This window comes from Butyricimonas faecihominis, from assembly GCF_033096445.1.
GTDB lineage: Bacteria > Bacteroidota > Bacteroidia > Bacteroidales > Marinifilaceae > Butyricimonas > Butyricimonas faecihominis.
Genome location: NZ_AP028155.1, coordinates 2,244,159 through 2,257,107 on the forward strand (window position 1 = coordinate 2,244,159; position 12,949 = coordinate 2,257,107).

Here is a 12,949-nt window from a genome sequence, read left to right on the forward strand (position 1 = left end):
AATGAAAAAAACAGCATTATTAATCTTGATATCCCTACTATTCCTTTACTCGCAGGGACAAAAACGAAGTGTTGATTATACAACTTCACTCACAGGATTCGTGGCATACCAGAATACATTACCTTTCTGGGCAATAAACAACAAACATGGCTTAATTCCCAACGGGAACGGGGCTTTACTGGAAATCGGACTTTTCTCCGATTTCACGGATCGCCACAAAATTCAATTCGCGTATGGGGTATCAGCCGCAGGCTTCTTATCCCGTCCGGACAACAACATCATTTTAGACCAACTCTACGCAAGCGCACGCTGGCGCAACCTTCGTCTGGACCTAGGAATGATTCATCCCAAGGAAGAATACAACGGTGTTTCCTCTACAAACGGGAATTTCGTCCGTTCCGGCAACTCTCGAACCTTTCCCGGATACAATTTGAATAGTGAATACATGAAAATTCCTTGCACTAAAGGAGTTTTATCTATTAAATTCAATTGGGCAGACTACATGATGATTGATGATCGTTACGTGGAAGACACCCGTCTACACAATAAATCGGCTTTTTTGAAAATAAAGCCTCATCAACGCTGGGAAATCATTGTCGGCCTTGAACATTGGGCTCAATGGGCGGGGACCTCTCCCGATGGAGGCAAACAACCTTCATCATTCAAGGATTATATCCGGATCATTTGTGCCAAAGAAGGAGGAACCGGAGCTAGTGTCAGCGATTCGATTAATGCTTTGGGAAATCACTTGGGCAGGGAACACTTGGCCATTAATTATTTGGCGGACAACTATATCTTATCTTTCTACCACGACATCCCTTTTGAAGATGGTTCGGGTACGGATTTTCGCTCTTTCCCGGACGGAACTTATTGTTTCTATTACGGTTCCAAGAAAAAGGATCAATGGATCACAGACGTTATGTACGAATTCTATTACACGAAATATCAATCCGGTTCCCAACATGATCGCCCCGCCACCCCGGAAGAAATGGAGAAACAAGACCCAAACAGTCACTTCTATGGCCGAAAAGTACTTGGCGGATGCGACAACTATTTCAACAATGGTGAATACAGAAGCGGTTGGACCTTATACGAGAGAGTTATCGGTAGCCCGTTCATGACACCCGGACTTTCCGGAAACATCACCCGAATCATTAACAACCGGGTTATAGCCCACCACATCGGGATGAAAGGTATGGCATGGCAAACCACTCCCTATAAACTCATGCTCTCCTATTCCAGAAACTACGGTACTTACGGGAGTCCCATGAAAAAGAATCAACTCTCCGGAGCTTTGGAAGTAACATTGCCATTCAAGAACTTACCGTTTACCGTGGAAACAGGTATCTACGGTGATTTAGGAGATCTGTTTAAAGACAATTTCGGATTCACGATTAAACTTAGTCGCAAGGGGAAATTGATTAAATAATAGGTTTATCCTCCGAAAAATCCTCAAGCCAAGCGAAAAGATCTCCATAAAAACAAAACATAGCCAGAAAGAGTAACATGAATAACCGGGAATTTGCCCAGGATAGGGTGACGCACGTATTACTCACGGTAAAGAATACAATTAACATGGCAAGAATCAAGGAAGAAAATTTCTTTCTTCGAATCATACGATAAATCGGGGCCACAAATAAAAAGAGGACTAACGCCAGTCCGAATATTCCCCCTGTAATCCAGTATTGCAGGAAAGCATTATTCACGTTATTATAGTTTGCAATATTCAAATCAGAGCTTTCATACCACGCTTTAATCCGATGTTTCGTGCAGACACCTAATCCCCATGCCGAGAATTCATCCAGATGGCGAAAGCTCTCCCGAATAAAAGCAACCCGGGGAACAATCGTTGCACCCCTGTATTCACCATTCCGAACACTTTGAATCTCAGCCTCAATCTCCTGAATTCTCTTCTCGTACATGGCCAAATCCGTCAATAACGAAAAGCCACACACGCAAACCAACAATCCGGCAATAAGTCCATAGCGCATACGAAGAGAAAATTTTCGGAACAAACATACATTCAAGATCAAGAAACCGGCCAAAAAACCTAAAATAGACGATTTGGTAACAGTAAAAGAAAGAAATAATACCAGCATCAAGAACATAAAACCACAAAACAACTTCATCTTCCAACCTTTCGCACCTATCACTAATAAATAAGAGGCTAAAGAGGCAATTGCAATGATCATCGCTTGAGCCTCTAACCAAAACTTACTACCCAACACATCCCGGTTTACCCCAAAACGCATATTATAAATCCAACTTAACGTATCTGCCGGGGCTGAAAATAGTTGTGTTCCTGTCAATGAAAAGAATATATATATATTTAGTAACGTACACCCCAGACAGAAAAAAAATAGAAACTTTTTCAACAATCCCGGCGTAATCCAATTCTTAAACGTAGAAACGTACATCGGAACAAGTATAAAATTCAACAATAGAACCTCAAAAGTCCCGAAACTGGGAGGAGCGATCGGCTCGTCTTTCAAAAGAACAACCAATGTATGTAAAGAGAAATAAATCAAGAAAGCCACGTTAATCCCAATATACCAACGGACATATCGTAAATTCCGGAGCATCTCTTTCCTGTTTACCCCAAGCAAGACCAACATAAAGGCCAACAGGACAAAATTAAATACATTCCCGTACAATGGCGCTAGACTTCCCAACAAAAAAGCGACAAGCAGGAAAAAATATTGTTGAAATTTCACAACTAGATTCATAACTCTCATTTACAACACAAATATACATGATTTGCTTCTTATACTGCCATCAAGTATATAAAATTATATTATAAATGAATTTTATTGCAGATACATTTAACGATCACCTCTTTCCAATCGCCAGAAAACATCATTATAAAAATAAAACATACCTAATAATAGTAAAATCATTAATCTTGAATTATTTAATGCTAACAAGATGCATGTATTATTCATCACGAAAATCACAACAAGTAAAGCACATATTAACCAAGAAATTCTCCGGGTTCTAAACATACGATAAAAAGGAGCGCAAAAAAGAAATACGATCATTGCCAAGCCCAAAATTCCACCTTGAATCCAATAATGTATAAACGAATTGTGTACATTGGTAAATACCCCCAATCCATCTCCCGAGGACTGAAGCCAGTTATTTACTCTATGTTTAGCATATATTCCTAATCCCCAGACACCGAACTCGTCAACATGAATAAAACTTTCACGAATAAAACCGACACGAGGGGCTATCGTTCCACCCGCATATATTCCCTGTTTTACATTTTCAACTTCTCTCACGATCTCTTCTGTACGCTCTTCGTATTTCCCCTTCAAACCATCAAACACGAAGATTCCAAATACAGGTACCAACAACACAATTCCGACAAGTATTGCCGAGCGCACACGAAACGAACTACGCATAAAGAGATAGAAGTTCATTATCCCGAAACCTAGAATAAAAGCTAGAATACCGGCTTTAGTCACCGTAAATGACAAAAAAAGCGTAAGCAATAAAAACATTACCCCTAAAAAAACTTTTAGTCCTTTGTTTCTATAAATGAAAATCAAGAAATAAGCGATTAACGCGGTCAAGGCTATATAAAGCGTCTGGGGTTCCAAGTATAAATTGCCTCCTAAGAAATCCAGCTTATTCCCTCCCAAACGATTTGCATACAGGAAATTAATTGCAGATGAAGTGTCTGTAAATAAACCAATCCCGACAAGATCAAAGATGACATATATATTTAACAACAAACATCCGGCACAGAACAAGAAAAGAAAACGTGTAAGCAAACGGGGAGTTAACCATTCTTTTAAAGAAACAACGTATATCGGGATTAAAATAAAATCAAGCAACAAATCTTCAAATATCCCATAATAGGGCTTGTCTGCCCATGTACAGCTCCGTGTTGTAAATAACGTCTGTAACAATATATAAATAAAATACGTGCCAAACACGAGAACATATTTTCCTCCTGTTTGCAAATCTTTTACAAAAGAATCCTTACGAGTAACAGCATGAAAAAGAACCATGAAAAGGAGATAATAATTAAATGTTTTCCCATACAAAGGAGCCAAGCTACCCAGTAAAAATCCATTTAGTAAAAAACATATCTCCCACATTCCACTCATGCTCATTTTTTGTAAAATCAATTACTGAAATTGTATTGATTGAATCCCCGATAAAATTAGGCATACTGATAATAATCCTCTTCATCTTGATTTATAATAAATATTCATTTAATCATATAAATAACGAACTTCATCACAATCTCATACAACAGAACTAAATAGCTAATGTTCAATCTGCTACGGGCTACAAAAAAGATAGAAAAAAAGATTGTGTTAGCCGAAAATGATGTATATTTGCATATCAATAAACGAACATTTATTGATAGCATATAAACATTCATTAAGTGCTATCTACCAGATAATTATTTTTTAATTAACCTGTTTCTAAAAATCACGCATGAAAAATTACACGATTGGCTTTTATCTCGAAAAGTTATACTATTCTCCTCAATTTGAACCCGTTATTAAAGAAATCATCAAACGCAATATATCGTACGTGGTAATTATTCCAAAAAACCGGGAACGGGATGAGTTAAATCAACGTGGAGAATCCATTAAACACTGCCAAGAAGAAGGTTTCACATATTGTTTCGAAGAAGACGACTGTGAATGTAATATCATGATTTTTGGAAACACGCCACGCCCTATTCATACCCCGTTCAAGAAATCAGCTCTTATCATGCATGGAGTATGGGGAGGGAAAATGGTTAATTATGCATCGGGCCTGAATGATGTAGATCTACGCTTTTTAGATGGAGAATTCCTAGAAAACAGTTTAACTAAACTCTTTCCTGAAAAGAAATCCATCTATTATGTATCCGGATATTCAAAACTGGATAGTTATTTCGAATTCACAGAAGAAGACCGGGTGAAATTTCTTCAGCATTGTAATTTAGATATAAACAAGAAAACGATATTGTATGCGCCAACTTTCTATCCATCATCTATTCTGAAAATGAGTAAGAAATTCCCGGAAGATCTTGCCGATTACAATATTATCCTAAAACCACACTCGCACCTGTTCTTACGGAAAAAATACACGAAAGACCTGCACAGACTGGAATCGTGGACGAAATACCCGAACGTTTATCTAGCTAAATTCAACGAAACCAACATTCTCCCTTTCCTTCATGCCTCCGATCTGATGATCTCGGATATGTCAAGTGCCGTATTTGAATTTTCGGGAGTCGGTAAGCCGGCAATTATCAATATGTTTCTAAGATACCGTTTACTTCATCGTATATTCCCTCATAAAATAACCAAACGATTAGATACAGCCAACTTTTTTCTCTGGGAAGTAGGAGACACCCCGAGAAACTATGCCGAAATGTTACAAAATGCCAAGGAAAACCTTACTAATCCGGATAAAAACAAAGAAAAACGAGAAAAACTCAGCCGCCATATAGTGGGTATTGTTGACGGCAAAGTGTCCGAAAGAATTGTAGATAAACTACTGGAGCTTAACAGTAATATCTAAGCATAATACTAGTCAAACTTTCGTCAGTATCGTGTACCTATTACGAATCGTTTTAGCCCGGTTTATAATCTGCTCGATCTCCCCGTTCGAGAAAGTTATATCCCGTTCTATTTCGTCCAATATTTTCATGCGTTCGAAAAAGATCATCAACTTCTCGTAATCATTTTCCGGCTTACGGAAATCCCGTTCCACTAACAAATGTCCCCAAGCCACTTGCAAACCGTGTAAAGTTGAGCGATTGGGAAACAAATCATCAATGGCATGACTAATCAAATGTTCCGCACCACTGGCCGGTCGTGAGCTATTGGCAAGCACCATGGCCAACCCCGAAATCACTAACCCGTTCGCAAGGTCACCAATGAAACGAGAAGACCGAATATCATTAAAGGTGTACGGGATCACGGAATTACCACTCAATGAAGCCAAAGCCATGGCAAAATTATTAATACTTTCTCCTTTGTCAATATGTGCCAGATTCCAATCTTTCACCGCACTAGCATTGGACACGAGATCCCCTACTCCTGCCAAGAGTAATTTCTCGGGAGAACCTTTTATAATATTCACATCCGCAATAATACCCAAAGGAGCCTTCACGCCAAAGCTCTGTTTTTTACCATCTTTCAATAGACGGGCAATAGGGGAATAAATTGCATCATTAGATAACGTTGAAGGCACTGTTATATAAGTTAAGTCCAAGGTATTTGCCATTAACTTAACAGCATCAATAATACTACCTCCTCCAAAAGCAACTAAAAGGACTTCCTTATTCGTGATCGTATTCATGGCCTCCAGAGCCTCATCGTAAGAACCTCCTTTGATAAGGAGTATATCCTCGAAAGACAATTTATCCAATCTTGATTTGTACAAATTCCTCAATTCCAAAGAAGTAACCAATATTTTCTCATTGAAATATAGATGGTTTTCCTTCAATATATCATCCAGATGAACAAAAATATCCTCCCCGAGTTCTAAAACGATAGGAACATTGATCGTCTTGTAATACATTATTTTGATGCTTTTATTTTTTCGACTAGTTCAGACGTGCTGATTCCCTTCGTGTAAGGTAAGTAAACCATAGAAACATGGTGTTCTTCCAAAAATTCCGGAGTGACACGAATCTGTTTCAAGTACCCTTCTCCATCCCAATCATCACCATGCACGATGATGTCGATATCATATTTTTTAATGTATTCCTTATTATCATACTCGTGAATAATAAAAGCATCATCTACGTAACGACAAGCTTTCACGACTTCCAGACGATCCTGTTCAGACAAAAACGGTCGGCGTTTATACGAGGCCACCATTTCATCCCCGTTAATTGCCACGATTAAACGATCACCTAATTCTTTGGCACGTCGCAATAATTCGACGTGTCCAAAATGGAAAAGGTCAAAAACCCCTATAACATATACATTTTTCATACTACCTAATTTACTTGATCACATCCGGCCTCCCTATATTCTCTTACCACAACCGGAATCACGATGCCAAAGGTAGTAAATATAGTTTAAAGTTCAGAGTTTAAGTATCAAAGTTTAGCTTTTCGAATAAAAGCCTCATCCATCATAGGTTGCAGACGTTCCCACACGTATTCCACGGAAAGTAAATCGAACAACTCCTTTTCTGTTCTCCCCTCGATTACCTGCCCGGGAAACATATCAAAAGGACTCACGCTCTGATAACGCGGATCATTGGACGGCAGCCATCTAGGCAGTTCAACCCAAGGCGGGTAAATAGCCAGCCCCGGCAAGTGACACGCCTGTGCGATATGCCGGGGGCCACCTTCATTTCCAAAAAAGAAATCGGCTGTTTCCAGCATGGATACCAATTTCCGTAACGAATCGGCCTCTATATCAATAAAAATATGCTCGTCTTTCCCCATATCTTCGTACAATGCCAAGGCCGCAGCCTTTTCTTCCCGGGAATAATTAAAAATCAACTGGGCATCATAACGCTGAATGATACGAAACAATATCTCCTTCATCTTCGCCATATCCCAAGCCTTCCTCGCCACTCTGGTAAAAGGAGTACATACCACGATAAAGCGGGAAAAATTAATTCCCTCCTGTTCCATGTATTTCCTGAATTCAGCCGTTTCCTGTTCTGTCACGTACAACCGAAAATCAGTGGTCATTACCAACTTCCCTTCTCGCTCCAAGGGCTGTAACAATAACAGATTTCTCACGACTTCATCCAAGTCGTCATTCACGTGATTACGCACCCGGTAATTATGAAAAAAATGATTATAAAATTTAGATGTTCCGATACGATATTTCGTTCTTAAAGAAAAGGCACTGAACCATAAGGTTTTTATCGTGGCACGAGTATCGATGATCACGTCATAGCGTTCCGTTTTCATCAACTGCCGGACTTTTCGCAAGTATTCAAAGAAGTGGTTATTTTCTTCATCCGAAAAGGTGATAATCTTATCTATATCCGGATGATTTTCAAACAAAGGAGCAATATGATCATTCAACACGTAATGAATTTCCGCTTCCGGAAAACTCTTTCGCAAAGAGCTACAGATCACGACGGATAGTACCGCATCCCCTATTCTCCTAAAGCGAATCACCAATACTTTTCTTACACTCATACTCCTTGCCCTTTTCTATATAATACGGGGTTCAATTCCGGATCGTTATACATTTTCATCTGTTTGTAGACTTTCATGTATTTACGTCCCGTTTCTATATCTCCCAAAAGTTGATTGATCGCGAGTATTAAATCCCTTTTCTGTTCCAGCAACACGCTTAGCTTATCATCACACTCCTTTACATGTATTTGAGCAACCTCTCTACGCTGCACCTCCTGCTCCATGTGATAAATCTTCAAACACAAAATAGATAACCGGTCTATCGCCCATGCCGGACTCTCCGTGTTCACGGTTGCGCAAGATAAGATTCTCACGTTTTTATATTTATCCCAGAAATATCCATCCAGCAACTCGACCAAATCCGTCCGACGTTGATTCAACTGATCTATACGCCGTTTGATTTCCAACGCTTTCACGGGTTCTATATCCGGATCCCGAATGACATCCTCCAAATGCCACTGGACTGCATCTACCCAATTTTTGAGAAATAAATAATATTCGATTGATTTATACTCGTATGGATTCTCCATTTCAGCATCAACACAATCTTGTACATGATAACATGCCGTACTTTCTTCAAAGATTTGGTAGCATAATTCTGCAAACAACATAGTACCCGATTTTCAATTCAATATCCGGAACAAAAATAGCAAAAAGTGTTCCACTTTTACAAAAATCATGTACTCCCCTTTACAAAACCTTGACAATAATGTTTATTTCTTTATCCCGAAATCCGTCCATGTATGTTTTAAAGATACGGTTTCTTTACGAATCTCTCTATTTCTATCCCAAGCTTTCTGATTAATATACCCTCTGGCATGATCCAAATGTAAACAAATTGCAGAATATCTAATTTGTAAACCAGTAATGCCACAATTTACAAGCCGCTCACCAAACTCTCGATCTTGTCCTCCATATTCCATTCGCTCGTCATAACCATTCACACGCATAACATCCTCCATCCACCCGGAAGCATTATGCCCGTTCCATGTTGGTTTTGTCGTAGTTACAGCATTCAAAATAGAAGCAAGGAGCTTAGAAGTTGTCAATTTATTATTTCTAAAAGAACATTTCATTCCACGTTCTTTTAGCCAACGTACATTAAAACACGCTTGGCTTTCAATATCCGATAATTGTATTGCCCGTGAAGTTTCCATAGATAATTTATGGTATCCACCTGAAAGGAAATGCCCCTTTTTTCTAAACTTCATATGCTGCTCAACAAAATCCTTTCTAGGAATACAATCTCCATCGGTAAAAATAAGATAATCCGCACTTGCAGCTAAAATAGCTTCATTCAAGATAAGACATTTTCTAAAACCCACATCCTCATGCCACACATGCTTTAACGGATATGATAATTTAGGCGTGATTCGTTTCAACATCTCCCGAGATGCGCTTCCCGACCCATCATCTGCAACGATCAATTCAAAATCCTTAAAACTTTGCATATTATATCCCCATAAAACTTTTTCCAACCACTCTGGCTGATTATAAGTAGAAACCACAACAGAAACTTGCATATATACCTTATTTTAATAAAAACAATCGCCTTAATCTCTATAATTTAACTACATTATCAAGTACAATAATCACAAAAAAACATTCATCTTTAGAATATTTATTCCCTTCCAATCGCCAGCCATGCAGCCTGAAAAAAAATCGAACGACAATACACGCCTAACAAATTGTACAACAAATAAATACACTATTTTTTTCATCCTCAATTTCTTGTCATAATAAATGAAACTTATTATCTTAGCAAAGATGATGACACCAATAATCATTCTAATTATCAACAAGATCAATAAAGGATCGTTTATTTATATTCTTTGAATTTAAACTTTTTTTCAAAAAGAAATAATTGTAATAAATTGATTATTAGTGCGATTAATAAATGAGCGTTTATTTGTATTTGTTGGTGTTATTATTTAATTTCGCACGTTATTAAACGATCAATTTATGATAGAAAAACAAACTGTATACTTGGACCGCAATGAATACAACTACGGTCCCGCCCCAGAAGTTGAAAAAGTTTTAAGAAACTTTGATCCGGACAAATTATGTTTTTACACAAGAATTTACGACGAAGGCAAAAAGAGTATTCTATCCGATTACATCGCCGAACTATATAATATCCCGGAAAAACAAGTCATTTTGGGATATGGTGGAGAAGATATTTTAAAACAAGTCGTTCACTACTTCCTATCCGGCGGACAAAAACAAAAAACACTATTAATCCCTAAATTTTCGTGGTGGTACTACAAATCCATCGCGGACGAGGTAAACGGACGAACCATCTTCTACCCGCTATTCGAGGACGGGAACACGTTCAAATATGATATTCAGAGCATCCGGGAAACGGTAGAACGGGAAAAACCGGAAATCGTGTTAATCGCCTCCCCGAACAATCCGACCGGAAATTCCTTGTCAAAAGAAGAGTTACACGAGATTCTCTCCTTTATCCCCCGGGAAACAGCCATTGTCATTGACGAGGCTTACGCGTCTTTTAGCAATAAAGACACGTCATACATAAAACCGCTCATTGAAGAGTTCCCGAATTTACTGATCATCCGGACCCTCTCGAAGTTCTACGGACTTCCCGGATTGCGTCTCGGCTTTGCCTTTATCGGGAAGAATTTGTCCTCGTTCTTGAATTATAGCACGAAATATTTAGGTTATAACCGACTTTCCGAAGAAATCGGTATTGCCGTATTGAAAGCAAACGATTATTACCAGAACGTGGCAGACCTCATGGCAGAAGACCGGGAAACCTATATGCGGGAAATCGGTGCCTTGGAAGGATTCAAAGTGTATCACTCGGAAGCAAACTTTATTCTGGTGAAATACCCGATTTCATTAAAATCCCAATTACAGAACGCGTTCAAAGCGAAAGACCTAATCATCAAATTCATGAACGAGGAAGATATTAACACGCACATGCGGATCACGTTGGGAACCCAAAAACAAAACCGTTTGGTGATAGACACCATCAAAGAAGTCGTGTCAACCCCATCCTAACCCGGCAACGTGTATGAAAGCTATAATCCTTGCCGCGGGTATTGCCTCCCGGTTACGACCGCTCACAAACGATCGACCGAAATGCCTGCTAAAAATAGGCAATCGTTCTTTGTTGGAAAGAACGATTGATGCCTTATTGGAAAATAATATCCGTGAAATTGTTATCGTTACCGGTTACCTACATGAAATGCTGGAATCCTTCGTGCAAACCCGGTATCCTTCTTTAAGCATCAAATTCATCCGCAATGAACTTTACGCCTCCACCAATAACATATATTCCTTGTGGTTGGCATTACCCGAAGTTCAACAGGAAAAAGAAATTATTCTACTTGACAGCGACATTTTATTTGATCCGCTCATGATAAAAATATTACGGGATGCCCCTCATGCTAACTGCCTAGCACTGGACAGTCATAAACTCGGGGAGGAAGAGATCAAAGTCATCGTGAACGGGAAAAATCAAATCACGGAACTCAGCAAAACGTGTTCCATAGAAAAGGCCATTGGTGAATCCATCGGCATTGAAAAAATATCTCATGCCTATCTCCTTGCCCTACACGAAGAACTGGAACACATGATCCTACACGAAAAACTGGATAATGTTTTTTATGAATTAGCCTTCGAACGCTTGATTGCACGAGGACAATATTTCTATCCGGTGGACACGAGCGCCTATTTCTCCATGGAGCTTGACACTCCCGAAGATTTTCACGACGCCATCAATCGAATACCCAAACACCTACAAGCATGAAAATTGTACTATTTTGCGAACAAAAATACGCGATAAATATTTTACAGCCTCTCGAAGTCGAGGCCAATAAAGAAGGGGGACATTCCGTGATCTGGTATGTTCAGTCTAGAAACATCCCGGATTTCCCGTTAAAAGACGAGGTAAAATGGACAAACAGCATACAGGAAATCTACGATTTCTCCCCGGATGTCCTATTCGTTCCCTGCAACATTGTTCCCTACTACTTGCCGGGAGTGAAAATACAAATCTTTCACGGCTACGCTGCCGAGAAAAAGGATCATTGGGTAATCCGCCGTTATTTTGACTCCTATTTTACCCAAGGCCCATTCTTCACGGAAGGCTTTAAAGCACTTGCCAAAAAATACAAGGATTTTGAAGTTGTAGAAACAGGATGGCCTCGCCAAGACTGGATTTATGAAAATCTCCACACTTTTGACGCTGAAAAAAACGCACTACTCCGAAAGCACCAGAAAAGCAAATTGGCCTTGTATGCCCCAACCTTTTCCCCGTCGTTAACTTCCCTGCCATTCATAAAAAAGGGACTGGAAAAATTAGCCCGGGAAAAAGATGTCTTGCTCATCCTGAAATTTCACCCGTTAACCCGGAGTGAATGGATGGAAGAATACAGGCAATTGGCCGAGGAACATGAAAATATGCTTTGGGTCGAGGATCACAATATCACGAAATACCAGATCATGGCCGATGTCATGATTAGTGACACCTCTTCGACCGTGTACGAATTCTTACTACTCGACAAACCGGTCATCACGTACAAGACTATTGCTCAAGATATTTACTGGCTGGATATTCAAAACCCGGAAGACCTTCCCGATGCCTTCGATCTCGTATTTCAAGATGCAACACTCGCCTCAAAACGCAAATGGATCATCGACAACTACGACCCCTATCTGGACGGGAAAGTCTGCCACCGTATGCTTGACGCCGCCAGAGACTATATCTCCCGCCACGGAGTACCCAAGAAACGAAAATTAAATCTTTGGCGTAAATACACCAGTATCAAGAAATTCGGCAAAGTCAAAAGAAGATAA

The 12,949-nt window shown here is 39.4% G+C and carries 12 protein-coding genes; 5 read left to right on the forward strand and 7 right to left on the reverse strand.

Annotation, left to right across the window (positions count from 1 at the left end):
* Position 1 precedes the first annotated feature (1 nt).
* The gene (locus R8806_RS09340; RefSeq protein ID WP_221230300.1) at positions 2-1,429 is read left to right on the forward strand and encodes a capsule assembly Wzi family protein; all 1,428 of its coding nucleotides are present in this window, start codon (positions 2-4) and stop codon (positions 1,427-1,429) included.
* Here the strand turns inward: R8806_RS09340 and R8806_RS09345 are convergent.
* Together R8806_RS09345 and R8806_RS09350 are read right to left on the reverse strand one after the other, a co-directional pair.
* Positions 1,422-2,726: an O-antigen ligase family protein gene (locus tag R8806_RS09345; RefSeq protein WP_229782910.1), complete on the reverse strand. Its 1,305-nt coding sequence runs from the start codon at positions 2,724-2,726 to the stop codon at positions 1,422-1,424. The genes R8806_RS09340 and R8806_RS09345 overlap by 8 nt on opposite strands.
* A gap of 96 nt (positions 2,727-2,822) precedes the next feature.
* Positions 2,823-4,115: an O-antigen ligase family protein gene (locus tag R8806_RS09350; protein WP_164719613.1), complete on the reverse strand. Its 1,293-nt coding sequence runs from the start codon at positions 4,113-4,115 to the stop codon at positions 2,823-2,825.
* 337 nt (positions 4,116-4,452) lie between these two features.
* Here R8806_RS09350 and R8806_RS09355 point away from each other — a divergent pair, with 337 nt between their 5' ends.
* The gene (locus R8806_RS09355; RefSeq protein WP_124316535.1) at positions 4,453-5,532 is read left to right on the forward strand and encodes a CDP-glycerol glycerophosphotransferase family protein; all 1,080 of its coding nucleotides are present in this window, start codon (positions 4,453-4,455) and stop codon (positions 5,530-5,532) included.
* Positions 5,533-5,544: 12 nt separating this feature from the next.
* On the opposite strand, the gene R8806_RS09360 is transcribed toward R8806_RS09355, so the two are convergent.
* The 5 genes from R8806_RS09360 to R8806_RS09380 form a co-directional block, all read right to left on the reverse strand.
* Positions 5,545-6,537, reverse strand: coding sequence for an iron-containing alcohol dehydrogenase (locus tag R8806_RS09360; RefSeq protein ID WP_124316536.1), 993 nt, complete (start codon positions 6,535-6,537; stop codon positions 5,545-5,547).
* Positions 6,537-6,956: an adenylyltransferase/cytidyltransferase family protein gene (locus tag R8806_RS09365; RefSeq protein WP_124316537.1), complete on the reverse strand. Its 420-nt coding sequence runs from the start codon at positions 6,954-6,956 to the stop codon at positions 6,537-6,539. Before R8806_RS09365 ends, R8806_RS09360 begins: the two co-directional genes overlap by 1 nt.
* A gap of 107 nt (positions 6,957-7,063) precedes the next feature.
* Positions 7,064-8,128 carry a glycosyltransferase family 9 protein gene (locus R8806_RS09370; RefSeq protein WP_124316538.1) on the reverse strand — a complete coding sequence of 355 codons (1,065 nt, stop codon included), beginning with the start codon at positions 8,126-8,128 and terminating at the stop codon, positions 7,064-7,066.
* A complete protein-coding gene (locus tag R8806_RS09375; protein ID WP_124316539.1) occupies positions 8,125-8,739 on the reverse strand; it encodes a DUF4254 domain-containing protein in 615 nt (204 codons plus the stop codon). The genes R8806_RS09370 and R8806_RS09375 overlap by 4 nt, the downstream gene beginning before the upstream one ends.
* 102 nt (positions 8,740-8,841) lie before the next feature.
* On the reverse strand, positions 8,842-9,651 hold the full coding sequence (locus R8806_RS09380; RefSeq protein WP_124316540.1) for a glycosyltransferase family 2 protein: 810 nt from the start codon (positions 9,649-9,651) through the stop codon (positions 8,842-8,844).
* Between the two features lie 442 nt (positions 9,652-10,093).
* Here R8806_RS09380 and R8806_RS09385 point away from each other — a divergent pair, with 442 nt between their 5' ends.
* The 3 genes from R8806_RS09385 to R8806_RS09395 are packed head-to-tail and all read left to right on the forward strand — an operon-like array spanning position 10,094 to position 12,949.
* A complete protein-coding gene (locus R8806_RS09385) occupies positions 10,094-11,149 on the forward strand; it encodes a pyridoxal phosphate-dependent aminotransferase (protein ID WP_124318098.1) in 1,056 nt (351 codons plus the stop codon).
* A 13-nt stretch (positions 11,150-11,162) separates the two neighbouring features.
* Entirely contained in the window at positions 11,163-11,900 is a 738-nt protein-coding gene (locus tag R8806_RS09390) for a phosphocholine cytidylyltransferase family protein (protein WP_124318094.1), read from the forward strand.
* Positions 11,897-12,949 (forward strand): CDP-glycerol glycerophosphotransferase family protein, encoded by a 1,053-nt coding sequence (locus R8806_RS09395; RefSeq protein WP_124318095.1) that lies wholly within the window; start codon positions 11,897-11,899, stop codon positions 12,947-12,949. Before R8806_RS09390 ends, R8806_RS09395 begins: the two co-directional genes overlap by 4 nt.

Bases quoted from the DNA above. Each gene is read 5' to 3' on its own strand.
- R8806_RS09340 (WP_221230300.1), top strand. From the start codon at position 2: ATGAAAAAAACAGCATTATTAATCTTGATATCCCTACTATTCCTTTAC.
- R8806_RS09345 (WP_229782910.1), bottom strand. From the start codon at position 2,726: ATGAATCTAGTTGTGAAATTTCAACAATATTTTTTCCTGCTTGTCGCT.
- R8806_RS09350 (WP_164719613.1), bottom strand. From the start codon at position 4,115: ATGAGTGGAATGTGGGAGATATGTTTTTTACTAAATGGATTTTTACTG.
- R8806_RS09355 (WP_124316535.1), top strand. From the start codon at position 4,453: ATGAAAAATTACACGATTGGCTTTTATCTCGAAAAGTTATACTATTCT.
- R8806_RS09360 (WP_124316536.1), bottom strand. From the start codon at position 6,537: ATGTATTACAAGACGATCAATGTTCCTATCGTTTTAGAACTCGGGGAG.
- R8806_RS09365 (WP_124316537.1), bottom strand. From the start codon at position 6,956: ATGAAAAATGTATATGTTATAGGGGTTTTTGACCTTTTCCATTTTGGA.
- R8806_RS09370 (WP_124316538.1), bottom strand. From the start codon at position 8,128: ATGAGTGTAAGAAAAGTATTGGTGATTCGCTTTAGGAGAATAGGGGAT.
- R8806_RS09375 (WP_124316539.1), bottom strand. From the start codon at position 8,739: ATGTTGTTTGCAGAATTATGCTACCAAATCTTTGAAGAAAGTACGGCA.
- R8806_RS09380 (WP_124316540.1), bottom strand. From the start codon at position 9,651: ATGCAAGTTTCTGTTGTGGTTTCTACTTATAATCAGCCAGAGTGGTTG.
- R8806_RS09390 (WP_124318094.1), top strand. From the start codon at position 11,163: ATGAAAGCTATAATCCTTGCCGCGGGTATTGCCTCCCGGTTACGACCG.
- R8806_RS09395 (WP_124318095.1), top strand. From the start codon at position 11,897: ATGAAAATTGTACTATTTTGCGAACAAAAATACGCGATAAATATTTTA.